Source organism: Mesorhizobium sp. M1396, from assembly GCF_040317725.1.
GTDB lineage: Bacteria > Pseudomonadota > Alphaproteobacteria > Rhizobiales > Rhizobiaceae > Mesorhizobium.
Genome location: NZ_JAMYLA010000058.1, coordinates 1 through 21,531 on the forward strand (window position 1 = coordinate 1; position 21,531 = coordinate 21,531).

22 protein-coding genes and 1 pseudogene are annotated in these 21,531 nt (G+C 63.3%); 12 read left to right on the top strand and 11 right to left on the bottom strand.

The features are described from left to right. Positions 1–140: 140 nt before the first annotated feature. A complete protein-coding gene (gene ccmA / locus NKH02_RS28440; protein ID WP_352883013.1) occupies positions 141–767 on the bottom strand; it encodes a heme ABC exporter ATP-binding protein CcmA in 627 nt (208 codons plus the stop codon). A 281-nt stretch (positions 768–1,048) separates the two neighbouring features. On the opposite strand from ccmA, the gene acnA reads away from it, so the two are divergent. Then, a complete protein-coding gene (acnA, locus tag NKH02_RS28445; RefSeq protein WP_352883014.1) occupies positions 1,049–3,739 on the top strand; it encodes an aconitate hydratase AcnA in 2,691 nt (896 codons plus the stop codon). Positions 3,740–3,868: 129 nt separating this feature from the next. On the opposite strand, the pseudogene NKH02_RS28450 reads toward acnA, so the two are convergent. Next, positions 3,869–4,192 (bottom strand): annotated as a pseudogene (locus tag NKH02_RS28450) (ceramidase domain-containing protein); the annotation flags it as partial. A 163-nt stretch (positions 4,193–4,355) separates the two neighbouring features. Between NKH02_RS28450 and NKH02_RS28455 the strand changes: the two are divergent. Both NKH02_RS28455 and NKH02_RS28460 read left to right on the top strand, forming a co-directional pair. After that, the gene (locus NKH02_RS28455; RefSeq protein WP_352866370.1) at positions 4,356–5,126 is read left to right on the top strand and encodes a DUF1223 domain-containing protein; all 771 of its coding nucleotides are present in this window, start codon (positions 4,356–4,358) and stop codon (positions 5,124–5,126) included. A gap of 433 nt (positions 5,127–5,559) precedes the next feature. Further along, on the top strand, positions 5,560–5,946 hold the full coding sequence (locus tag NKH02_RS28460; RefSeq protein ID WP_352883015.1) for a DUF2794 domain-containing protein: 387 nt from the start codon (positions 5,560–5,562) through the stop codon (positions 5,944–5,946). Between the two features lie 125 nt (positions 5,947–6,071). Here NKH02_RS28460 and NKH02_RS28465 read toward each other — a convergent pair whose 3' ends face one another. The 4 genes from NKH02_RS28465 to NKH02_RS28480 form a co-directional block, all read right to left on the bottom strand. Further along, positions 6,072–6,650, bottom strand: a complete 579-nt coding sequence (locus tag NKH02_RS28465; protein ID WP_352883016.1) for a GNAT family N-acetyltransferase — start codon at positions 6,648–6,650, stop codon at positions 6,072–6,074. A 108-nt stretch (positions 6,651–6,758) separates the two neighbouring features. Continuing rightward, entirely contained in the window at positions 6,759–7,538 is a 780-nt protein-coding gene (locus tag NKH02_RS28470) for a Bax inhibitor-1/YccA family protein (RefSeq protein WP_352866378.1), read from the bottom strand. Between the two features lie 228 nt (positions 7,539–7,766). Further along, positions 7,767–10,316 carry an ABC transporter permease gene (locus NKH02_RS28475; RefSeq protein ID WP_352883017.1) on the bottom strand — a complete coding sequence of 850 codons (2,550 nt, stop codon included), beginning with the start codon at positions 10,314–10,316 and terminating at the stop codon, positions 7,767–7,769. Further along, the gene (locus NKH02_RS28480; RefSeq protein WP_352866383.1) at positions 10,316–11,011 is read right to left on the bottom strand and encodes an ABC transporter ATP-binding protein; all 696 of its coding nucleotides are present in this window, start codon (positions 11,009–11,011) and stop codon (positions 10,316–10,318) included. The genes NKH02_RS28475 and NKH02_RS28480 overlap by 1 nt, the downstream gene beginning before the upstream one ends. 87 nt (positions 11,012–11,098) lie before the next feature. On the opposite strand from NKH02_RS28480, the gene NKH02_RS28485 reads away from it, so the two are divergent. Both NKH02_RS28485 and thpR read left to right on the top strand, forming a co-directional pair. After that, positions 11,099–11,743: an arylesterase gene (locus NKH02_RS28485; protein WP_352883018.1), complete on the top strand. Its 645-nt coding sequence runs from the start codon at positions 11,099–11,101 to the stop codon at positions 11,741–11,743. A gap of 128 nt (positions 11,744–11,871) precedes the next feature. Then, entirely contained in the window at positions 11,872–12,468 is a 597-nt protein-coding gene (gene thpR / locus NKH02_RS28490) for an RNA 2',3'-cyclic phosphodiesterase (RefSeq protein WP_352883019.1), read from the top strand. Here the strand turns inward: thpR and NKH02_RS28495 are convergent. Continuing rightward, positions 12,372–12,890: a low molecular weight protein-tyrosine-phosphatase gene (locus tag NKH02_RS28495; protein WP_352883020.1), complete on the bottom strand. Its 519-nt coding sequence runs from the start codon at positions 12,888–12,890 to the stop codon at positions 12,372–12,374. The genes thpR and NKH02_RS28495 overlap by 97 nt on opposite strands. Positions 12,891–12,984: 94 nt before the next feature. Between NKH02_RS28495 and NKH02_RS28500 the strand changes: the two genes are divergently transcribed. Beyond that, a complete protein-coding gene (locus NKH02_RS28500) occupies positions 12,985–13,281 on the top strand; it encodes a 4a-hydroxytetrahydrobiopterin dehydratase (RefSeq protein ID WP_352883022.1) in 297 nt (98 codons plus the stop codon). A gap of 141 nt (positions 13,282–13,422) precedes the next feature. Further along, a complete protein-coding gene (locus NKH02_RS28505) occupies positions 13,423–13,785 on the top strand; it encodes a YkvA family protein (protein ID WP_352883023.1) in 363 nt (120 codons plus the stop codon). A gap of 48 nt (positions 13,786–13,833) precedes the next feature. On the opposite strand, the gene NKH02_RS28510 is transcribed toward NKH02_RS28505, so the two are convergent. Continuing rightward, positions 13,834–14,448 carry a methyltransferase family protein gene (locus NKH02_RS28510; RefSeq protein ID WP_352883024.1) on the bottom strand — a complete coding sequence of 205 codons (615 nt, stop codon included), beginning with the start codon at positions 14,446–14,448 and terminating at the stop codon, positions 13,834–13,836. A 356-nt stretch (positions 14,449–14,804) separates the two neighbouring features. Here NKH02_RS28510 and NKH02_RS28515 point away from each other — a divergent pair, with 356 nt between their 5' ends. Further along, a complete protein-coding gene (locus NKH02_RS28515) occupies positions 14,805–15,308 on the top strand; it encodes an invasion associated locus B family protein (RefSeq protein WP_023758938.1) in 504 nt (167 codons plus the stop codon). A gap of 214 nt (positions 15,309–15,522) precedes the next feature. Here NKH02_RS28515 and NKH02_RS28520 read toward each other — a convergent pair whose 3' ends face one another. Continuing rightward, positions 15,523–15,984 carry a hypothetical protein gene (locus tag NKH02_RS28520; RefSeq protein WP_352883025.1) on the bottom strand — a complete coding sequence of 154 codons (462 nt, stop codon included), beginning with the start codon at positions 15,982–15,984 and terminating at the stop codon, positions 15,523–15,525. 109 nt (positions 15,985–16,093) lie between these two features. Between NKH02_RS28520 and rlmN the strand changes: the two genes are divergently transcribed. From rlmN to NKH02_RS28535, 3 genes are read left to right on the top strand one after another with little or no spacing between them, the layout of a single operon-like run. Then, a complete protein-coding gene (gene rlmN, locus NKH02_RS28525; RefSeq protein WP_352866404.1) occupies positions 16,094–17,329 on the top strand; it encodes a dual-specificity RNA methyltransferase RlmN in 1,236 nt (411 codons plus the stop codon). After that, positions 17,326–17,805, top strand: coding sequence for a hypothetical protein (locus tag NKH02_RS28530; protein WP_352883026.1), 480 nt, complete (start codon positions 17,326–17,328; stop codon positions 17,803–17,805). The genes rlmN and NKH02_RS28530 overlap by 4 nt, the downstream gene beginning before the upstream one ends. Then, entirely contained in the window at positions 17,802–18,281 is a 480-nt protein-coding gene (locus NKH02_RS28535) for a hypothetical protein (protein ID WP_352883027.1), read from the top strand. Before NKH02_RS28530 ends, NKH02_RS28535 begins: the two co-directional genes overlap by 4 nt. Here NKH02_RS28535 and NKH02_RS28540 read toward each other — a convergent pair. After that, positions 18,253–18,894: a LysE family translocator gene (locus NKH02_RS28540; RefSeq protein ID WP_352883028.1), complete on the bottom strand. Its 642-nt coding sequence runs from the start codon at positions 18,892–18,894 to the stop codon at positions 18,253–18,255. The genes NKH02_RS28535 and NKH02_RS28540 overlap by 29 nt on opposite strands. 203 nt (positions 18,895–19,097) lie before the next feature. On the opposite strand from NKH02_RS28540, the gene NKH02_RS28545 reads away from it, so the two are divergent. Beyond that, entirely contained in the window at positions 19,098–20,321 is a 1,224-nt protein-coding gene (locus NKH02_RS28545) for an argininosuccinate synthase (RefSeq protein WP_352883029.1), read from the top strand. 144 nt (positions 20,322–20,465) lie between these two features. Here the strand turns inward: NKH02_RS28545 and NKH02_RS28550 are convergent, their stop codons facing one another. Continuing rightward, positions 20,466–21,266, bottom strand: coding sequence for a lytic murein transglycosylase (locus NKH02_RS28550; RefSeq protein WP_352866414.1), 801 nt, complete (start codon positions 21,264–21,266; stop codon positions 20,466–20,468). Between the last annotated feature and the right edge of the window lie 265 nt (positions 21,267–21,531).

Below are 21,531 nucleotides of genomic sequence, written 5' to 3' on the forward strand. Positions count from 1 at the left end.
AGAGAGAAGACGGACAAACCCCGTTTTACGGGGCATGCACATGCGGCATTTCGATTCACTCAAAACTTTCCCCGGACAGCCCTGCCCCTTGCGGGGGAGATGTCCGGCAGGACAGAGGGGGGTGGGCGGGAATGCCGACATCACCCTGCTGCCCCCATCACCAACTCTGTCGCCCCATCCAATCCCAGCGGCAAATGCGTCGCCGCAACAATCATCCCGCCTTCTCCGCAATGCCGCGTCAGCAACCCCGCGAACCGCCCCTCCGAAGCCTTGTCCAGCCCCGCCGTCGGCTCGTCGAGCAGCCACAGCGGCCGATGGCTGACCAACAGCTTGGCGATCGCCGACCGCCGCCGCTGCCCTGTCGAGAGATAGCCGAACGGCAGGTGGCCGATGCCGCCCAGTCCGACCGTTTCAAGCGCCTCTTCGACGCTCAGCTGCCCTTCGCCGTTGAAGTCGCGCCAGAAGTGCAAATTCTCCGCCACGCTGAGCACCGGCTTCATCGCGTTCTGGTGACCAAGGTAATGACAGGCCGACGCGACCGACGGAAACGCCTCGCCCCCGTCTTCAATCGTCATGACGCCTTCGATCTTCACGCTGCCGTGCGCCACCGGAAGCAGCCCGGCGATGACCCGCAGCAAGGTCGATTTGCCCGACCCATTCGGCCCTGTGACGACAAGCGCTTGACCATCCTCCAAGGCAAAGCCGATGCCCGAAAACACCGTGTCGCCGCCGCGTTCGCCGCCCAGATTTTCGGCGATCAGCCGCATCCCTCGCCTGCCCTGAAAACCATGTGTCGCGGCAGCTGCCGCATCGCACAAATTTGCTTTCCAACTGTCTAGAACTATTCCAGAAAATTCTCTATATGCGGTGCATCCGTGCCAGCGGTCGGCGCGGGAACAGAATTAGCGCCGAACCAGCGCACGCGCCGCCTTGAACGGCTCGGGTTGCTTGGGAACGGACAGCGGAAATGGCCGTACCCGCACCTTTGCGCGTGATTGCATGCCATCGGCGTCCGTTCCCTTTCAGGCTGAACAGACAAGGATCGCACGTGTCAAAATCCCTCGACAGTTTCAATTGCCGCCGCACGCTGACCGCAAGCGGCGCGGAATATGCCTATTTCGACCTCATCGAGGCCGAGAAGAACGGGCTTACCGGCATCTCCCAGCTGCCCTATTCGATGAAGGTGCTGCTGGAGAACCTGCTGCGCAACGAGGACGGCCGCTCCGTCACCAAGGAGAGCATCCAGGCGGTGGCCGGCTGGCTGACCGACAAGGGCACCGCCGGCGTCGAGATCGCCTATCGCCCGGCCCGCGTGCTGATGCAGGATTTCACCGGCGTTCCGGCCGTGGTCGACCTTGCCGCCATGCGCGACGCCATGGCCTCGCTCGGTGGCGATCCGCAGAAGATCAACCCGCTGGTGCCGGTCGACCTCGTCATCGACCATTCCGTCATCGTCGACGAATTCGGCACGCCGATGGCGTTCGCTCGCAATGTCGAGCTCGAATATGAGCGCAACGAAGAACGCTACAAGTTCCTGAAATGGGGGCAGCAGGCGTTCCGCAACTTCCGCGTCGTGCCGCCCGGCACCGGTATCTGCCACCAGGTCAATCTCGAATATCTCGGCCAGGTGGTGTGGACCAACACCGAGGATGGCGAAACCACAGCCTATCCCGACACCTGCGTCGGCACCGATTCGCATACCACCATGATCAACGGCCTTGGCGTGCTCGGCTGGGGCGTCGGCGGTATCGAGGCCGAGGCGGCCATGCTCGGCCAGCCGGTCTCCATGCTTTTGCCCGAGGTCATCGGCTTCCGCCTCACCGGCAAGCTGAAAGAAGGCGTCACCGCCACCGATCTCGTGCTCACCGTCACCCAGATGCTGCGCAAGAAGGGCGTCGTCGGCAAGTTCGTCGAGTTCTTCGGTCCGGGCCTCTCCAACATGACGCTGGCCGACCGCGCCACCATCGGCAACATGGCGCCCGAATATGGCGCCACCTGCGGCTTCTTCCCGGTCGACGCGGAAACCATCCGCTACCTCACAATGTCCGGCCGCAGCGAAGACCGCATCGCGTTGGTCGAGGCCTATGCCAAGGCGCAAGGCCTGTGGCGCGACACCGGCTCGGCGGACCCTGTCTTCACCGACCTGCTCGAACTGGAACTCGGCTCCGTCGTGCCGTCGATGGCCGGCCCCAAGCGGCCTGAAGGACGCGTCGCCCTGGAAGGCATTCCGGAAGGCTTCGCCAAGGCGATGGAGACCGAATACAGGAAGGCGGCCGAGATCCACAAGCGCTACGCCGTCGAAGGCACCGATCATGATCTCGGCCATGGCGATGTCGTCATCGCCGCCATCACCTCCTGCACCAACACCTCGAACCCGAGCGTGCTGATCGGCGCCGGCCTCCTGGCCCGCAACGCCAACCGCCTCGGGTTGAAGCAGAAGCCGTGGGTGAAGACCTCGCTGGCCCCCGGCAGCCAGGTGGTCGCCGAATATCTGGAGAAATCCGGCCTGCAGAAGGAACTCGACCAGATCGGCTTCAACCTGGTCGGCTTCGGCTGCACCACCTGCATCGGCAATTCCGGCCCGCTGCCCGCGCCGATCTCCAAGACCATCAACGACAAGGGCCTGATTGCCGCCGCGGTGCTCTCCGGCAACCGCAACTTCGAAGGCCGTGTCTCGCCCGACGTGCAGGCCAACTATCTGGCCTCGCCGCCGCTGGTCGTCGCGCACGCGCTGGCTGGCACTGTGACAAAGGATCTCACGACGGAGCCACTCGGCGAGGACAAGGACGGCAAGCCGGTCTACCTCAAGGACATCTGGCCGAGCTCGGCCGAGATCCAGGAGTTCATCGAGAAGAACGTCACCCGCGAGCTGTTCGCTCGCAAATATGCCGACGTCTTCAAGGGCGATGAGTATTGGCAGAACGTCAAGGCGCCGGAAGGCCAGACCTATGCCTGGGACGACAACTCGACCTATGTACAGAACCCGCCCTATTTCGCCGGCATGACCGCCGGTTTCGGCAAGATCGGCGACATCAAGGGCGCCCGCGTTCTTGGCCTGTTCGGCGACAAGATCACCACCGACCATATCTCGCCGGCGGGCTCGATCAAGGCGGCTTCACCGGCCGGCAAATACCTCACCGACCACGGCGTCGGCGTCGCCGACTTCAACCAGTACGGCACAAGGCGCGGCAACCATGAGGTGATGATGCGCGGCACCTTCGCCAACATCCGCATCCGCAACCACATGCTGGGCGAGAACGGCCGTGAGGGTGGCTACACCATCCACTACCCGTCGAAGGAAGAGGAATCGATCTACGACGCGGCGATGGAATACAAGAAGGAAGGCGTGCCGCTGGTCATCTTCGCCGGCGTCGAATACGGCAACGGTTCGTCGCGCGACTGGGCGGCCAAGGGAACCAATCTGCTTGGCGTCCGCGCGGTCATCGCCCAGTCCTTCGAGCGTATCCATCGCTCGAACCTGGTCGGCATGGGCGTTATTCCCTTCGTCTTCAAGGATGGCACGTCCTGGGCCTCGCTCAATCTCAGGGGTGACGAACTGGTCGAGATCGATGGCTTGAGCACCATCAAGCCGCGCCAGACGATGATCGCCAAGGTCACCTATGGCGACGGCACGGTGAAGAACGTACCGCTCATCTGCCGCATCGATACTCTGGACGAACTCGACTACTTCAAGAACGGCGGCATCCTGCAATACGTGCTGCGCGATCTGGCGGCTTAGGGAATAGGGACTAGGCAGTAGGGAATAGACACCCCTACTGCCTACTGCCTACTGCCTACTGCCTACTGCCTACTGCCTACTGCCTACTGCCTACTGCCTACTGCCTACTGCCTGTCTTCGGCGATCGCCTTTGCCCCATCGCATGCCGAGGAAACGGCGCGGGTTGAACAACGTGTAGGCGAGCGTGAAACCGGCGATCGGCGGCACGTCGGCCCAGACCGTGCCCTTGGTGGCAAAGGTATGGAAGATCGTCGAACCGATGCCGATTGCCACCACCCACCAGGCCAGCACTTCGGCGAAGGTCCCGGTGCCCAGCCTACGCACCTCGCGCACGCCCCACAGGCCGGCAGCTATGAAGGCGAGGTTCGTCAGGGCATTGACCGGCTCGGACCAGAATTCCGGCCCGGTCCGCGCGCAATAGGGATCGACCGGCGCCAAAAGGGTTTGCCACATCGTGATTGCCGCCCGAATCGGTCTCTATCCTGAAGCGTAGCCCTTCCTGTTGCTGTCGGGCGCAATGGCAAAATTTCACCGCAACGTGACTTCCCGTTGACTTCCGGTTCTGCCACATATTTCAGCAATCAAGACAAAGCCGGCACCACCGGCGGGAATCGGAATGACCATGGCCTCGCGAAAAACATTGTGGCTGGCAGCCCTTGCGCTGGCCCTCTCGGCGTTTGCCGGCGCCGGGCATGCCGGCGAAGCTGACAAGCCTCAGATCGACAAACCATTGGGCGTAGTCGAATTGTTCACCAGTCAGGGCTGCAGTTCCTGCCCCCCGGCCGATGCGTTGTTCGCCGAGTTCGTTGCCAAGGAAGACATCGTCGCGCTCGCCTATCATGTCGACTACTGGGACTATCTCGGCTGGCAAGACACGCTGAGCCGCAAGGAGAATACCGAGCGGCAATATGACTATATGCGCGCCTTCGGCAGCCGCTCCGTCTATACACCGCAGGCCGTCATCAACGGCCGCGTCCACGTCAACGGCGCCAGCCGCGTCGAGGTCGATGGCGCGCTCGCCCGCATGGCCAAGAGTGGCGAAGGCATGCGCGTCGCCATCAAGGTCAGCCGCACCAGCGACCGCGTCATGATCGACGCCGGCGATGCCGGCAGCGGCCCCAGCGATGCCCACGTCGTCATCGTCTATTTCGACCCGCCGCGGACGATCAAGATCGGCAAGGGCGAGAACACCGGCCGCATGATGACCTACTGGAATGCGGTCACCGGCATCCAGACCGCCGGCATGTGGCACGGCAAGGCACAGCGCTACGAACTGCCGATGAGCGAGATCGCCAAGAAGGGCGGCTGTGCCGTGCTGCTGCAGTCGGTCGGCAAGGACGGCATGCCCGGTCCCATTCTTGGCGCTGCGTTTATTCACAAGCCATAGAGGCCACTTTCCTTCTCCCTTGTGGGCCCACAAGGGGAGAAGGAAAGTGCCCAGACATGAAAAAACCGACGTCAGCTTGCTTCTGACGTCGGTCATTTAGGTTTTGGGATCGTCGCACCCGGTTCTTCCGAGGAAGAGCCGAGGTTGGTTCGATCCGACGCAGACCCGTGGGCGGGGGGCTTGGGGTTTACGAGCCGGTGCCGGACCGAACCGTCTCAGGCAACGCCGGTAAATTCGTCGGACATTGGGGCATGAGCGCGGATAAAAAAAGGCAGAAATGTGGCGAAGCATCACCAATTCCAACAAGGCGTTTCATAAAAGTGACTGGACGTTGCGAAAACAGCGCGGCACCGCCCTGCTTCGCCGGGTCTTGCAATTCAGCCGCGAACACGCCAACTTTGGGTGGCAAAGATTCATTTTGAAGGATCGAGGCATGACCGATGACAGCGGCGGGATGGGGGATGGGGACGCATCCGCAATATTGATCCCGCTGCACGAGGCGCGACGCGAGCGCCTCGATCAGCCGGTGCGGTTCGACCGGCGTGAGCTGGACCAGATTCTCAGGCTCTACGGACGCATGGTCGCCGCCAACGAATGGCGTGACTACGCCATCGATCATCTCACCGACCGCGCTGTGTTTTCCGTGTTCCGCCGCACCAGCGAAGTGCCGCTGTTCCAGATCGTCAAGGACCCCAAGCTGGCCCGCAAGCAGGGCGCCTTTGCCGTCATTGCCGCCGGTGGCCGCATCTTGAAGCGCGGCCAGGAACTCGGCCGCGTGCTTGGGATATTCGACAGCAAGCTGAAGCTGGTTGAGGCCTGAGCGGGGAATTGAAGAAGGGGAATTGAAGAACTGGAGAACTGATGAGTGGGAGAAAGGGCCCGCAGCACTATATATAGCCGCTGTTTCTTTTATTCTTCAGTTCATCAATTCTTCAATTCCTCAGTTCATTTCCCTCCAAGGCCCTCGCGGAACTTCTGCTCCGGCAGCGATTCGGGGTCAGGCGGCGCCGATGCTCCGCCATTCAGCGACAGCTGCATGAAGACCGTGTCCAGCCACCGCCCGTGCTTGTAGCCGGAGCCTTCAAGTCGTCCCGAATGGCGAAAGCCGAGTTTCTCGTGCAGCCGCACCGAGGCGCTGTCGGCATGGCCATCGCCGATCACCGCGATGATCTGGCGAAAGCCCGCTGCTTCCACCGCCTCGATCAGGCTTTGCATCAGCTTGAGCCCGACGCCCTGGCCCTTGGCCTCGGGCGCGATATAGACCGAATCCTCGACGATGAAGCGATAGGCCGGGCGTGGCCGGAAGGCACCGGCATAGGCATAGCCGAGCACGGCGCCGTCCTTTTCCGCCACCAGATAGGGAAAGCCGCCGGCCATCAAACTGTCGAATCGGACGCCCATCTCGGCGCGGCTGGGCGCCTCCAGCTCATAGCTCGCCGTGCCTTGCGCCACCGCGTCGGCATAGATTTCCGTGATCCGGTCGAGGTCGGCCGCTGTCGCGGGCCGAATCGTGATATTGCTCATTCTTTACGCAAACCCTTTGTCTGCCTTCGATAACAGCAAAGGCCAGCACAAAAGAAAAGGGCGGCCGTTGGGCCGCCCTTCTGGAACTCGATGGTCCAGCGCTACTGATTAGCGGCGGTCGCCCATGAACTGCAGCAGGAACATGAACAGGTTGATGAAGTCGAGATAGAGCCTCAGCGCGCCCATGATCGCCTTGCGACCGGCGACATCCGAAGCGTCGCCCTCGAAATACATCTCCTTGATCTTCTGCGTGTCATAAGCGGTCAGGCCGGCGAAGATCAGCACGCCGATCGCCGAAACGGCGAAGGAAAGCGCCGACGACTGCAGGAAGATGTTGATCACCATTGCGATGATCAGACCGAACACGCCCATGATCAGGAACGAGCCCATCGCGGTTAGGTCGCGCTTGGTCGTGTAGCCATAGAGCGACAGCGCGCCGAAGCCCGCGGCGGTGGCGAAGAATGTCTGCGAGATACTGGCCGTGGTGTAGACCAGGAAGATCGACGACAGCGACAGGCCGACAAGGCCGGCATAGACCCAGAAGGTAGTCTGCGCCGCCGAAACGCTCATCGACTGAACACGGAACGACAGGAACATCACCGCGGCGAGCGGGGCGAAGATCACTACCCATTTCAGCGGCGAGCCGAAGATCGCATAGCCGAAGGAGGTCAGCATCTCGCCGCTCGGCAGCGTCGCGACAGCCGAAGCCGGATCGGTGGTGGTAGCCAGCATGATCGTGCCGACAGCGGCAAGACCGGTGATGAGGAGGCCAAGCCCCATCAGATTGTAGACCTTGACCATGTAGGCGCGCAGGCCCTGGTCGATGTCAGCACCGACGCCGACGCCGGGCACGGCGCGCGTCTGGTAGTTGCGAATGGGATCAGCCATTGTAGTCCTCTATTTGCTTCTGCCCCGTCCGGTGTCAGGTCCATCCGGACCCAGGCGCCGCTGGCAGGGCTCCAGCATGCCTGTGGCGAAATATGATGGTTATTCGCGTCAAGAACAAGACCATAACCAGATGTAACGATTCGTGAGACAACGAAGTGCCGATTTCTCGGCTTTCCGGACGGCATTCTTACCAAGATTTAATCCGGGATGGCCGCTCCGGACCCGAGATCACAGGTTGCGCAGCACCGGTGCGGCCTTGTGGCCGAGCACCCGCCAGGTGCCTGCGAGGCCAATGCCGACCGTGATCACCAGCGAAAACAGAATGGTCGCCACCGCCACCTCGGGCATGAAATGCGACGGCAACGTCATGATGCGGGCAACGACGAACCAGGCAGCGGCACCGCCCGCGGCCAGGGCGAAAATCGCGGTGGCCAATCCGATCAGCATGTATTCGAGCGAGAAGGCCGATATCAGCGTCCTGCGTGTCGCGCCCAGCGTCTTCAGCACCACCGCGTCATGGATGCGCGCCCGGTTGCCTGCGGCAAGCGCACCGGCCAGCACAAGCACCGAAGCGATCAGCGCCACGCCGGCCGCCGCGCGGATCGCCGTGCCGAGCTGCCCGACCAGCCGGTTGACGATTTCGAGCGCGTCCTTGACCCGCACCGTCGTCACCGCCGGAAAGGCGCGGGTGACGGCGTTGAGGATGCGGGCGTCGTCGGCCGTCGAGGCATTCTTTTCGGTCAGCGTCGCCATCCAGCCATGCGGGGCGCCGGCGAATGTGTTGGGCGAGAACACCATGACGAAATTGATGCCCATCGTCTCCCATTCGACCTGGCGGAAATTGGCGATCCTGGCCGTGACATTGCGCCCGAGCACATTGACGGTGATGGTGTCGCCGAGCTTCAGCCCGATCTCCTTGCCCTCCACGGACGAGAACGAGACCAGCGGCTCGCCGCTATAGTTGTCCGGCCACCAGCTGCCCTCGGTCAGCGTCGCGTTTTCCGGCTGCCTGGCGTCGTAGGTCAGGCCGCGATCGCCCTTCAGCACCCAGGCGCCTTGCGCCGGCACCTTCACCTTGCCGACATCGACGCCGTTCAGCGCCATCACCCGGCCGCGCAGCATCGGCACCTTGGCCAGCGTTCCCCGAGGTGCCTCCTTGCCGATCAGCGCGGAGAAGGAATCGACATCGCTGCTCTGGATGTCGACGAAGAAGAAGTTCGGCGCCTGTTCCGGCAGGCTCCCGGAGATCTGCCGCCTGAGATTGCCGTCGATCAGCGCCAGCGTCACCAGCAGCGTCAGCCCAAGTCCCAGCGACAGCACAACCGACGGCGTCAGCGCGCCTGGCCGGTGGATGTTGCCGATGGCGAGCCGCAGCGCCACGAAGCGCACGCGCGGGCTCTTCCTGGCCGCCCATTGCACCAGCGCGCCGACAAGGCGCAGCACCAGGAAGGCGAAGATGGTGGCGCCGACGAAGATCGAGGCGATGCGCTGGTCGCCCGAGGATAGAATTGCCAGCACCGCCAGCAGCAGTGCGATTCCGATGGCCGCCGCGACATAGACCGCGCGCGGAAAGCCGCGCCCCTCAAGCCCCATCTCGCGAAACAGCGCGGTGGCCGGCACGTCGCGGGCGCGGCCGAGCGGCAGCAGCGCGAAGGCCAGCGTCACCAGCAGGCCGAACAGCGCCGCCATGCCGAGCGCGCCGGGATAGAAGCCGCCTTCCGCCGGCACCGGGATGACCTGATGAAGGGCAGCGCTCGCTACGAACGGCATCAGCGCGCCCAGCACCAGTCCGAGCACGATGCCGAGCGCGGCAATGATCAGGATCTGCACCAGATAGACGGCAAAGACGAAGCCGCCCGAAGCGCCCAGGCTCTTGAAGGTGGCGATGACGCCGCGCTTGCCGTCGAGATAGGCGCGAACAGCATTGGCAACGCCGACGCCACCGACCACCAGCGCCGTCAGCCCGACCAGGGTCAGGAACTGCGAGAAGCGCTCGATGTTGGACGACAGCGCCGGGGCCGCATTGCTGCGCGTGCGGATCGACCAGCCGGCTTCGGGAAAATCCTTGGCCGCCTGATCCTGGATGGCCTTCAGCCGCGCCTCGTCGGCGTCGGCGGGCAAGCGGATCCTGTAGGCATTCTCGATCAGGCTGCCCGGCTGGATCAGTCCGGTGGCCGCCAGCCCTTCGGTCGAGATCATCAGCCTTGGCGCGAAGCCGAATCCCTCGGACACGGCATCTGGTTCGGTGACCAGCCTGGCGCGCAGTTCGAAGGTGGCGGTGCCGAGCTTCAGCCTGTCGCCGATCCTGAGATGCAGCCGCTCGAACAGCAAATCGGGAGCCGCGGCGCCGAAAACGCCGAACTCTTCGCCGAACAGCTCCTGCTTCGACAGTACCGGCTCGGTGTCCAGCGCGCCGTAGAGCGGATAGGCATCGTCGACCGCCTTGGCCTCGACCAGCGCCTGGTCGGATCCGTCGGCGAGACGCGCCATCGAGCGCATGCTGGCGGTGCGCGAAACGGCGCCCAGCCCGTCAAGGAAACCGCGTTCGGCCTGGCTGGCATCGCGCTGGTTGACCTGGAAGCGGAGATCGCCGCCCAGCAGCGTCTGGCCCTGATTGGCGACACCGGCGTTGATGGAACGCGCCACCGAGTTGACGCCGCCGATCGCCGCAACGCCGAGAGCGATGCAGGCGAGGAAGATCAGGAAGCCGGACAGACCGCCGCGCATCTCGCGCAGCGAGAAGCGAACCGCGAGCCTCATCGTCCGCGACAACGGCATCAGGCCGTCACCTTGACGGGCGCCGGCACCTCGATCCGGCCCGACCGCATCGAAACCTGGCGTGAACAACGCGCCGCAAGCGCCGGGTCATGAGTGACCAGCACCAGCGTCATGCCGCGTTCGGCAGCCTTGGCGAACAGAAGATCGGCGACTTGCCGCCCCGTCGCTTGGTCGAGATTGCCGGTCGGCTCGTCGGCGATCAGAATGCGCGGCGACGGCGCCAGTGCGCGGGCGATCGCCACGCGCTGTTGCTCGCCGCCCGACAATTCGCCGGGATAATGAGTGACGCGGTCATTGAGGCCAACCGCCGCCAGCTCGCGCGCGGCAACCGAAAACGGATCGGCATGGCCGGCCAGCTCCAGCGGCACCGCGACATTTTCGAGCGCCGTCATGTTCGGAATGAGATGGAACGATTGGAACACGATACCAATGTTTCGGCCACGAAACGAAGCAATCTGGTCCTCGCTTTTGCCGTTGAGCAACTCGCCGGCGATTCGGACCGTACCCGAATCGACCCTTTCCAGGCCTGCCAGAACCATCAGCAATGTCGACTTGCCGGAGCCCGAGGGCCCGATGATGCCGGTCGCTTCGCCGGCCGCCACATCGAGGCTGACGTCCTTCAGCACATGGACCAATGAAGCCCCCTCGCCAAGGGTCAGCGATACATCTTTCAGCGCAATGACGGCTTCTGTCAAAATGAAAGCGTCCTATATGGAGGATGAAGGCTCTGCTTGCCGGAAGCCGTCGCCGGAAGAATTCCTTGCTCATATGGGGCCTGCCGCATGTCTTTCAAACGCAGTATTGCCGCAGGCTTGATCGTTTTCCTCGCCATTTGCGGCGCCATTTCGTCGGCGCGTGCCGAGCCGTTCAAGATCGTCGGTTTCGGTGACAGTCTGACGGCGGGTTTCGGCCTCGGGCCGGACCAGGGCTTTACCGACAGGCTGCAGGCAGCGCTTGCCGCCAAGGGCCATGATGTGACCGTCGCCAATGCCGGCGTCTCCGGCGACACGACGAGCGGCGGCCTGGCGCGGCTCGACTGGTCGGTGCCGGACGGCACGCAACTGGTCATCCTCGAACTCGGCGCCAACGACATGCTGCGCGGCGTTTCGCCCGACATCACCAAAAAGAACCTGGACGAGATGCTGGCCAGGCTGAAACAGCGCAAGATCGCCGTGCTTCTGGCCGGCATGCGCGCCGCCCCCAATCTCGGCGCCGACTACCAGAACGCTTTCGACGCCATATTTCCGGACCTGGCCGCCAAATACGACGTTGCGCTCTATCCGTTCTTTCTCGACGGCGTCGCCGGCCGGCCCGGCATGCAGCTCGAGGACGGCCTGCATCCGAGCCCGCAAGGCGTCGATCAGATTGTCGAACGCATCCTGCCCACCGTCGAGAAGGCCATCGCGGCGGTGCCGGGCGGTTCGTAAGCCGGAACTGGAGCTGTTTCCGTTGGGGAAACTTTTTAGCAAGGACTGTGACCAACAAACCTCTTGCCCCGTTTGACTATCGATGATTCGCTAGGGGTACAGTTCGATTCGAGGAAGGGAGGCTTTTCATGCCGCGTCTTTTCACCGCCCTCGAAATACCGCGTGACGCCGCCCTTTCGCTGTCCCTGCTGCGGGGCGGCCTGCCCGGCGCCCGCTGGATCGACGTCGAGAACTACCATCTGACGCTGCGTTTCATCGGCGATGTCCCAGGCCATGTCGCCGACGAGATCGCCAACGCGCTCGACCGTATCCACCGACCTTCCTTTTCGCTGGCCCTGTCCGGTGTCGGTGCTTTCGGCCAGAAGAAACCGCATGCCGTTTGGGCCGGCGCTTCCGCCTCGCCCGATCTTGCCGCCCTTCAGGGCGAGATCGACCGCATCTGCCAGCGACTCGGCATCCCCGCCGACCCGCGCAAGTTCATGCCGCATGTCACACTTGCAAGGCTGCGCAATTCGACCCCGCTTGACGTCGCCCAATATCTGTCGGCGCGCGGCAATTTCTCGACGCTGCCGTTCCGCATCGGCCGTTTCGTGCTGATGTCGTCGCGCGATTCGGTCGGTGGCGGCCCCTACATCGTCGAGGAAGCCTGGCCGCTGTCGGGCACGGACGCCCGCGCTTCCAGCCTTGTCGCCAGCGCCTCCGACGCCTCGCGGATCATGCGGTAGACCGAAGCGAAGGCTCCCGCGCCATCATAGTAGGGATCCGGCACGTCACCTGCCTCGCCGTGGGCAAATTCCAGAAACAGCCGCACCCGGTCGCGCATCGCCGCCGGCGCCGATGCTTTCAGGTCGGCGACATTCGACCGGTCCATGCCGAGGATCAGGTCGAAGCGGGAGAAATCCTCCGGAGTGACCTTGCGTGCTCTCTGTCGGGAAATGTCGATGCCGTGACGCTCCGCAACCGCGATCGAGCGTGGATCGGGCGCCGAGCCGACTTCCCAGCCGCTGGTGGCGGCTGAATCGAGGAGCATATTCCTGCCCAACCCACGCTCCGCCAGCACGGCACGAAAGACGCCCTCCGCCAGTGGCGACCGGCAGATGTTGCCGAGGCAGACGAAAAGAATGGAATTTATGGGCTTCGCGCTCATCGATCCGACGCTATGGTGAGGGACTCCAGAGACGGTTTCGCAACTCGCCAGGGTTCCAAACAGTCTCTCAGTCGAAATAGCACGGGAAGCTGACATGACGAGAGAAAAACTGGGCAAGGACGCAATCGCCGCGGCGTTGGTCGGGCTCGAAGGCTGGGCACCGGCTGCGGATGGTGCCTCCATCAAGCGCACATTCACCTTCGCGAATTTCTCCGAGGCTTTCGCCTTCATGACCCGCGTTGCGCTCGCCGCCGAGAAGATGGACCATCATCCCGACTGGTCGAATGTCTACAAGACCGTCGACGTGACGCTGAACACCCACGATGCCGGCGGTGTGACCGCGCTCGATATCGATCTGGCCAAGAAGATGAACCGCTTTGCCGGCGGCTGACGCCCGCTATCGCCCAGGGCGTTGCTCCACGATACGGCGGCAAACCCAAATCGGCGCCGGTATCTTGCAGTAGGGGTCGCCTTTCACCACATTTTGCCTCGCGGCATGCGCCGGGTTGCGCATGAGCCCCAGGAGACACTGATGGCGCGACAATCCGGTTTTGATTTCTTCGGCTTCGGCGGCAAGCTCGGTGACGAGAACGAAGTGCGCGAGAAATTCTGGCGGACGGTCAAGAAGGCCGCGCGGCAGATCCCTTTCATGGAAGAGGTCGTGGCCTCCTATTACTGCGCCATGGACAAGAACACGCCGCTGCGCGCCAAGGGCATTCTGCTGGCCGCGCTCGGCTATTTCGTGCTGCCGGTGGATGTCGTCCCCGATTTCGTCCTCGGGCTTGGCTTCACCGACGACATCGCCGTGCTCACCGCCGCGATCACCGCCGTCAGTGCCCACATCACCCCGGCGCACCGGCAGGCCGCCAAGGACGCCATCGCCGACAAGGGCTGAGCCGGCGCGGGGCAAAGAGTGGCACGAGACTCGGGCGGTTGCGGCCGATCAAATCCACCGCCGCACCCGCGCCTTGTAGGCACCATACGCATCGCCGAATTTCCGCTCCAGATAGTGCTCTTCCCGCGCAATGACGCCGGTATTGATCACCCACAGCAGCGGGACGATCAGCGCGATGGCCCAAAAACTTCCCGCCGCGACGCCTAGGCCCAAGTAGACGAGGGTCGTTCCCAGATAAAACGGATTCCTGGTTCGCCGGTAGATGCCGTCGACGACCAGCGCCGTCGTCGGCAGGGTCGGTGGAATATTGGTGCCAGCGGCGTGAAAGCGCCCCGCCGCCATGAAGATGATACCGAAGCCGCACGCCGCGAGCACGGCTCCGCCCAGATAGCGGACGGGCGACTGCACAGCCAGAGTCGGGAGTGGAACGACGGCCTCGAGGACCCCTGCCGCCGCCAGGAAGCCGAGAAAGATCAAAGGCGGCAGCGCGATGACCCCAGCCACGTCGGGCGCGCCCGATCCGCCTGCAGCCTCCCTGCCATCCGATCGCGGCACCGCCGCAGCGCCGCCGGCTATCGCCCGTATGGCAACACGAATGCCGAACACGATCAACAAGACGACAGTGCCGCCCGCCAGGATCAGGACCGTCTCGGAAATGGCCATAACCGAAATCTCCCATACGCCACCAATGAGGCGCCCGGGCCGAGCGCCTTGGAAGCGAACGCAGGCATCCTACCGCTTGGAGGGAAATTCGTCACGTGTTTCGGAAGCCAGGACGGCTGCGGGAGCTGGTTTGAAAAGTCAAACTCTTGCCGCTTTCGTGGCCTCCAAGTCACCAAAGGGACGTCGCGCCACCCGCTCGCAAGGCGGCGGCGCGCGAAATGGCGGCGGTTTCCTCGGGGTGGGGTTCCTTTCTCAAAGGAAATTCACCGTTTGGTAACCCAGATTAAATCAAAATGAAGCGACGGGCAGGACGCCGAGCCGGCCTGCCGCCGCACCTTTGGAATACGGGAAAAACGATGCGCGGATTGATTGCTATAGTTTCGAGCCTGGTCCTGGTCGCCGCGGCAGCGCCGGCATTGGCGCAGTCGGCGACCAAGATCGGCCAGCACAATGCCTGGGGCACCTACAGCTACCAGGCATCGGGCGGCAAGGTCTGCTATGTCCTGACCGTGCCGACCGACAAGCAGCCGCCGACGCTCGACCATGGCGACATGTTCTTCTTCGTCAGCCAGCGGCCCGGCCAGCAAGTGTCCTACGAGCCGCAATTCATCGCCGGCTACAATTTCCAGGAAGGCTCCAAGGCCACCGTCACCATCGACAAGAAGTCGTTCTCGATGTTCACGCGCGGCAAGTCGGCCTGGGTCGAGAATGCCGCCGAGGAACCGGTGCTGATCGCCGCCATGAAGACCGGCACCGACATGAAGGTGACGGCGAAGTCCGGCCGCGGCAACCCGACCTCCTATGTCTTCTCGCTGAAGGGCATTTCGGCGGCGCTGACATCGATCGCAAAGTGCAAATAGGCTGGCGCCCACCCCGATAGTCTATGGCGCAATAGCGAAGTTCGCCTCCCGGAGGCCGGGCATTGGCGTTTGATTCCAGCGTGGCCCTTCGCCGCCGGACCGCACCGGTCAAATGATGGTAACGGGGATCAAAAGGCCCGGCGGGGGAGTTGGACCCGTATCGGAATGACCCGCCGGCGTGTGCCGGCGGATCTCGATCTTGACGGGTTCAGTCTTACATGGCCATTTTTTCACATTCGGCCTGAGCTTTCTTGGTCGACGTATCGATCATGAAGGCTTTGCCCTTGGCGTCAGTCATCATCATCATGCAGTGCTTGATTGGCTTTGCCATCTTCATCATCTCGGCGCTCGTCTTTGCATCCGGCATCATGGTGCCCATATGCCCGTCCGGCATGATCGCCATCACTTCTCCACCCTTCATCATGGTCATTGTGCCCATCGCGTCTTCGGCAAATGCCTGCGAGGCGGAAACACCGACGAGGCCGGCAATGAGGGCTAGCTTGATAGAGTTCATTCTGCGTACTCCCATTTTGTAGAGGCATAGTTGCCCCCTTCGGATTTCGACGGCGCGATGGGAATCGTTACGCAAACACGATGATGTGATCGCTCCCCGTGCAGTGGGAGGGACAGGACAAGGTTGCCAGATCGCCATGGCGGACCGTCGGCCGGCATCCATGGTTTGCATTCCCACCGCATGACTCTGCCTCCAACCTGTGCTATGCGCCGCGCTTCATGTCCGGCACGATGCGTGAAATCGGCCGCAAACCGCTTATATCAGTGCAACCATGACCCTTTCATTCGACCTCACCACCGAAGGCGCCCGTGACGCGTTGCGTGCCCGTACAGCGCCGCCCGAAAAGCTGTCGCTGATCGGCCTGACGCGCGCTGAGCTCGGCGAGGCTCTCGTCGCTTCGGGCACCGTGCCGGAGCGCCAAGCCAAGATGAGGGCCCAGCAGCTCTGGCACTGGATGTATGTGCGCGGTGTCTCCGACTTTGCCGGCATGTTCAACATCTCCAAGGATTTGCGCGCCGAACTGGACAAGCACTTCACCATCGCCAGGCCCGAGATCGTCGAGGAACAGATTTCTTCGGACGGCACGCGCAAATGGCTGTTCCGCTTTCCGCCGCGCGGTGCCGGCCGGCCGGTCGAGATCGAGACCGTCTATATTCCCGAGGAAGGCCGCGGCACGCTCTGCATCTCCTCGCAGGTCGGCTGCACGCTGACCTGCTCGTTCTGCCACACCGGCACGCAGAAGCTGGTGCGCAATCTGACCGCCGAGGAAATCCTCGCCCAGTTGCTCACCGCCCGCGACCGGCTCGGCGATTTTCCCGACCGCGACACGCCCGACGGCGCCATCGTGCCCGCCGAGGGCCGTAAAGTCTCCAACGTCGTGATGATGGGCATGGGCGAGCCGCTCTACAATTTCGAAGCGGTGAAGAAGGCCCTGCTGATCGCCTCCGACGGCGATGGCCTGTCGCTGTCCAAGCGGCGCATCACGCTCTCGACCTCCGGCGTCGTGCCGGAAATTTTCCGCACCGGCGAGGAGATCGGCGTCATGCTGGCGATCTCGCTGCACGCCACCAATGACGATCTGCGCGACCTCCTGGTGCCGATCAACAAGAAGTATCCGCTGAAGGACCTGATCGCCGCCTGCCGCGCCTATCCCGGCCTGTCGAACGCCAAGCGCATCACCTTCGAATATGTGATGCTGAAGGACGTCAACGATTCCATCGAGGACGCCAAGGGCCTGATCAAGCTGCTCAAGGGCATTCCGGCCAAGATCAACCTGATCCCGTTCAACCCGTGGCCGGGCACCAACTACCAGTGCTCGGACTGGGAGACGATCGAGAAATTCGCCGACTACATCAACAATGCCGGCTATGCCTCGCCGATCCGCACGCCGCGCGGCCGCGACATCCTCGCCGCCTGCGGCCAGCTCAAGTCCGACTCCGAGCGCATGCGCAAGGTCGACCGGCTGGCCCTGGAGGCGATGATGATAGCGGGGCACGGCGAGGCGTGAGCCGCCGCCTCGCCTGGCTGAAGCGCCTCGCCATGATGGCGGTCGGCTATTTCGCCGCTGTGCTGACCTCGATCCTGGTCCCCGTACTGCTGATCGCTCTTCTGGAAGGCATAGAAGACGGCAACTGGTCCATCATCTTCGCCTTCGACTGGCTGGGCTCCTTCCCCCTCGCCGTGCTGACCGTGATGATCGGCGCATTGTTGATCGTCGGCCCCGCGCTCTTTGTCGCCGAACGATTTTCGCTTCGGGGATGGTTCTATTTTGCCGCCACGGGTGCGATCACGTCCATCGCCTTTGGCGTATCCATGCCGCGCTCGGCCGGCAGCTTTGTTTTCAATCCGGGCTTTCTCGGTTTCCTGGCCACGGCCGGCATTGCCGCCGGTTCGGTCTACTGGCTTCTGGCTGGACGCAAGTCCGGCATGCGCCGGGATTTGGGCCGAGATTTGGGCCAAGATTTGGGCCAAGATTTGGGATGACCCGTCGTGTCGGCTACCTCGTCCGTTTCGCCGTTATCCTGTTCGGCTACGCCGTCGCCTCGCTGGCGGCGAGCGCCTTCCTCAACATCCTGTTCCTGGCATCGCTGGGCTACACGCCGGAGCACGCACAGCCGACGGCGACGGCTTCGCTGTATTTCTCAATTCCCTTCGTCGCCCTGTTCGTTGCCTATTTCGCGCTGATGCCGGCTTGCGTGGTCATCCTGGTCGCCGAAATCCTGGGCCGGCGCGACTGGCTGTTCTATGCGCTGGCGGGCGCCGTGATTGCGGCCGTCTTCCTCGGCCTCGTCGAGCATTCCGGCGATGCCTTCGCGGTTGCCGATACCAGCGCCATCATGGCGGTGATTGGCGGCGGCATGGTCGGCGGCATCTTCTACTGGCTCAGCGCCGGGCGCTGGGCCGGCAGCTGGTGGAAGGACGAGAACGCCCCTACTTCGCCTGGGCCGTCAGGATCTTGAGCGCAAAGGCCGAAAAAACGCCGGCGAAGAGATAATCGACCACCCGCGTGACGCGCGGGCTGGCTTTCATCGCCGCCGAGAACTTTTCCGCCGCCAGCACCATCGGCACGGTCACCGGGATCGCCAGCACGATGAACATCGTGCCCAGGAAAAACAGCTTTCCCGGTGCGTTCGGGTCATGCGCGGAAACGAACTGCGGCAGGAAGGTCATGAAGAACAGGATGATCTTCGGATTGAGCAGATTGACGCCGAGCCCGGCCGCCCAGCTGCGCAGCAGCGAAATCTCGGGGCCGGTTTTCTTCTCCGGCGAAAACGCCGAGCCCCTGGTGATCGCCTGCCAAGCCAGGAAGACGAGATAACCGGCGCCGAAGATCTTCAGAACGAAGAAGGCCATCGGCGAGGCGACGATCAGCGCCGAGACGCCGACCACCACCAGCGTGGTGTGGATCAGCGTGCCGCACAGCGCGCCGGCCATCGAGGCAAAGCCGGTGGCGCGGCCCTGGCTCAGCGTGCGCGAGACGAACAAAGTCATGTCCGGCCCCGGCGTGATCGCCAGGATGACGGTGGCGATGGCGAACTGGATCAGCGTGGCGGTGTCTGGAATGAAGGACATGGGCGACCCCTTGGCTCGGACACGCAGGCTTTAGAGGATACGGCCCGTGGTTGCCAGCGGCTGGGTGGTTGAAGCGCTGATCCAACTCGCCTGAATCACCTGTCCGGCCGCCGCCCGGCCACGATCCGCGGCGTTCATCTCTTGCGCAGCCCGGAAACGGCGTGATACCTCGCCCGCCAAGAACTCAGTTGCGGAACCGCCAAATGTCCAAGACCAAAGACGTCAAGAAGGTCGTGCTCGCCTATTCCGGCGGCCTCGACACCTCCATCATCCTGAAATGGCTGCAAACCGAACTCGGCGCCGAGGTCGTGACCTTCACCGCCGATCTTGGCCAGGGCGGCGAACTCGAGCCGGCACGCCGCAAGGCCGAGATGATGGGCATCAAGGATATCCGCGTTGTCGACGTGCGCGAGGAATTCGTCGCCGACTTCGTCTTCCCGATGTTCCGCGCCAATGCCGTCTATGAAGGCACCTATCTGCTCGGCACCTCGATCGCGCGGCCGCTGATCTCCAAGCATCTGGTCGAGATCGCCAGGGAGACCGGCGCCGACGCGATCGCGCACGGCGCCACCGGCAAGGGCAACGACCAGGTTCGCTTCGAACTCTCGGCGTACGCCCTGAACCCCGACATCAAGGTCATCGCGCCGTGGCGCGACTGGTCGTTCAAGTCGCGCACCGACCTGATCAATTTCGCCGAACAGCACCAGATCCCGGTGCCGAAGGACAAGAAGGGCGACGCGCCATTCTCGGTCGACGCCAACCTGCTGCACTCCTCTTCCGAGGGCAAGGTGCTGGAAGACCCGTGGACCGAGCCGCCGGAATTCGTCCACCAGCGCACCGTTTCGCCGATGGACGCGCCGGACAAGGTCACCGAGATCGAGATCGAATTCCTCAAGGGCGACCCGATCGCGCTCGACGGCAAGAAACTGTCGCCGGCGACCATGCTGGCGGCACTCAACGATCTCGGCCGCGACAACGGCATCGGCCGGCTCGACCTGGTCGAGAACCGTTTCGTCGGCATGAAATCGCGCGGCGTCTACGAGACGCCCGGCGGTACCATCCTGATCGCGGCGCATCGCGCCATCGAATCGATAACGCTCGACCGGGGTGCCGCCCACCTCAAGGACGAGTTCATGCCGCGCTACGCCGAGCTGATCTACAACGGCTTCTGGTTCGCGCCCGAGCGGCTGATGCTGCAGGCGATGATCGACAAGAGCCAGGAAGACGTCGAAGGCACGGTGCGCCTCAAGCTCTACAAGGGCAACGTCATGGTCACCGGCCGCAAGTCCAGGAAGACGCTCTATTCCGACGCGCTGGTCACCTTCGAGGACGACCGCGGCGCCTACGACCAGAAGGACGCCGCCGGCTTCATCCGCCTCAACGCGCTACGGCTGAGGACGCTTGCCGCGCGCAGTCGCAAGAGCTGATCTTCAGTCTGTCCGCCTCAAAACAAACCAGCGTCTTCGCCGGGACCTGTTGTCGGCGCCGGCGACGCCCCGCCAATTCAAACTGAAGCGATTGCCTCAGTTGGCCCGGCGCATAGCCGGGCCTCCTGTCGAAGATTCCAGCTCTCAGTCGCCGTCGATCGCCGTGGCGATGCGGGCGATGGCCTGCTGATAGACGCTCGCGGAATTCCAGCCGGCGATCGCGCCCAAATTCGCACTCGCGCTCGCGCCGGCACGCCAGCCATGACCTTTGAGGAAGTTGGCGGTGGAAGCCAATGCGGTGGCCTTGTCGCGCAGGTTTCCGCCGCCGACGCCATACTTCAAGACATTTCCGGGCAGGAACTGCGTGTGGCCAATCTCGCCATGGGCAGCGCCGACCGACGAGGCTGTCAACGCCCCGCGATCAACCAGCTTCAGGGCTGCAATGGCATGCGGGTAAAAGAATTCAGGGCGGCGGCAATCATAGGCAAGCGTCAGAATGGCGGAGACCGTATTCTGGTTGCCCATGGAGGCACCGAAGCCGGTCTCCATGCCCCAGATGGCGAGCAACACGCCCGGCGACACGCCGTAGTTCGCCTCGATCTTGGAAAACAGTGCCGCGTTCGCCTTCTTCAGCGCGCGGCCCTTGGAAATGATCGCGGATCCGCCACGGCGCTTCATGAAATCGTCCACCGAGCCGCTGAAGGCCTTGTGGATGCCGCGGTCGACGGAGATCGTCCTTGTTGCGTAGGTCGCGCCAGCCAGGGCGGCCAGACCCCTGGCGCCCACACCTTCGGACTTGGCCTGCGCGGCGAACTCCGGCTTCCAAGCCTCGAAGCCGGCGCCGGTCTTGCCGCAGCTGGCCCCCGCCTGCGCGCCCGTTGCCAGCGCAAGCACCGCCACCACTATGGTCGCTGCAAACATCTTTCCCTTGGCAAGAAATGCCATGTTGTTCTCCTGGTTGCCTGAATCACGTCCCAATTGCGAACTTGCCAGCGAAACACGCACTTGTCACTGTCACCGCTGCATTGCTGGCGAATGCCGTGGAATTTGCCTACGATCAAGTGATTATTGTGGCAAGGGGCCCAATGGAAGACGTCGATGTCGTGATCATCGGCGCCGGTCCGGTGGGTATTACCACAGCCAGGCCCTGCTGGCGGCGGGCATCTTGCGGCGAAATAGCCTCGATATATGGGAACGCCGGTGGGCGGTT

Excerpts from the sequence above, each read along its gene's own strand:
- ccmA (WP_352883013.1), bottom strand. The coding sequence starts at position 767 with ATGCGGCTGATCGCCGAAAATCTGGGCGGCGAACGCGGCGGCGACACG.
- NKH02_RS28455 (WP_352866370.1), top strand. The coding sequence starts at position 4,356 with ATGACCATGGCCTCGCGAAAAACATTGTGGCTGGCAGCCCTTGCGCTG.
- NKH02_RS28460 (WP_352883015.1), top strand. The coding sequence starts at position 5,560 with ATGACCGATGACAGCGGCGGGATGGGGGATGGGGACGCATCCGCAATA.
- NKH02_RS28465 (WP_352883016.1), bottom strand. The coding sequence starts at position 6,650 with ATGAGCAATATCACGATTCGGCCCGCGACAGCGGCCGACCTCGACCGG.
- NKH02_RS28470 (WP_352866378.1), bottom strand. The coding sequence starts at position 7,538 with ATGGCTGATCCCATTCGCAACTACCAGACGCGCGCCGTGCCCGGCGTC.
- NKH02_RS28475 (WP_352883017.1), bottom strand. The coding sequence starts at position 10,316 with ATGCCGTTGTCGCGGACGATGAGGCTCGCGGTTCGCTTCTCGCTGCGC.
- NKH02_RS28485 (WP_352883018.1), top strand. The coding sequence starts at position 11,099 with ATGTCTTTCAAACGCAGTATTGCCGCAGGCTTGATCGTTTTCCTCGCC.
- thpR (WP_352883019.1), top strand. The coding sequence starts at position 11,872 with ATGCCGCGTCTTTTCACCGCCCTCGAAATACCGCGTGACGCCGCCCTT.
- NKH02_RS28495 (WP_352883020.1), bottom strand. The coding sequence starts at position 12,890 with ATGAGCGCGAAGCCCATAAATTCCATTCTTTTCGTCTGCCTCGGCAAC.
- NKH02_RS28500 (WP_352883022.1), top strand. The coding sequence starts at position 12,985 with ATGACGAGAGAAAAACTGGGCAAGGACGCAATCGCCGCGGCGTTGGTC.
- NKH02_RS28505 (WP_352883023.1), top strand. The coding sequence starts at position 13,423 with ATGGCGCGACAATCCGGTTTTGATTTCTTCGGCTTCGGCGGCAAGCTC.
- NKH02_RS28510 (WP_352883024.1), bottom strand. The coding sequence starts at position 14,448 with ATGGCCATTTCCGAGACGGTCCTGATCCTGGCGGGCGGCACTGTCGTC.
- NKH02_RS28515 (WP_023758938.1), top strand. The coding sequence starts at position 14,805 with ATGCGCGGATTGATTGCTATAGTTTCGAGCCTGGTCCTGGTCGCCGCG.
- NKH02_RS28520 (WP_352883025.1), bottom strand. The coding sequence starts at position 15,984 with ATGGATGCCGGCCGACGGTCCGCCATGGCGATCTGGCAACCTTGTCCT.
- rlmN (WP_352866404.1), top strand. The coding sequence starts at position 16,094 with ATGACCCTTTCATTCGACCTCACCACCGAAGGCGCCCGTGACGCGTTG.
- NKH02_RS28535 (WP_352883027.1), top strand. The coding sequence starts at position 17,802 with ATGACCCGTCGTGTCGGCTACCTCGTCCGTTTCGCCGTTATCCTGTTC.
- NKH02_RS28540 (WP_352883028.1), bottom strand. The coding sequence starts at position 18,894 with ATGTCCTTCATTCCAGACACCGCCACGCTGATCCAGTTCGCCATCGCC.
- NKH02_RS28545 (WP_352883029.1), top strand. The coding sequence starts at position 19,098 with ATGTCCAAGACCAAAGACGTCAAGAAGGTCGTGCTCGCCTATTCCGGC.
- NKH02_RS28550 (WP_352866414.1), bottom strand. The coding sequence starts at position 21,266 with ATGGCATTTCTTGCCAAGGGAAAGATGTTTGCAGCGACCATAGTGGTG.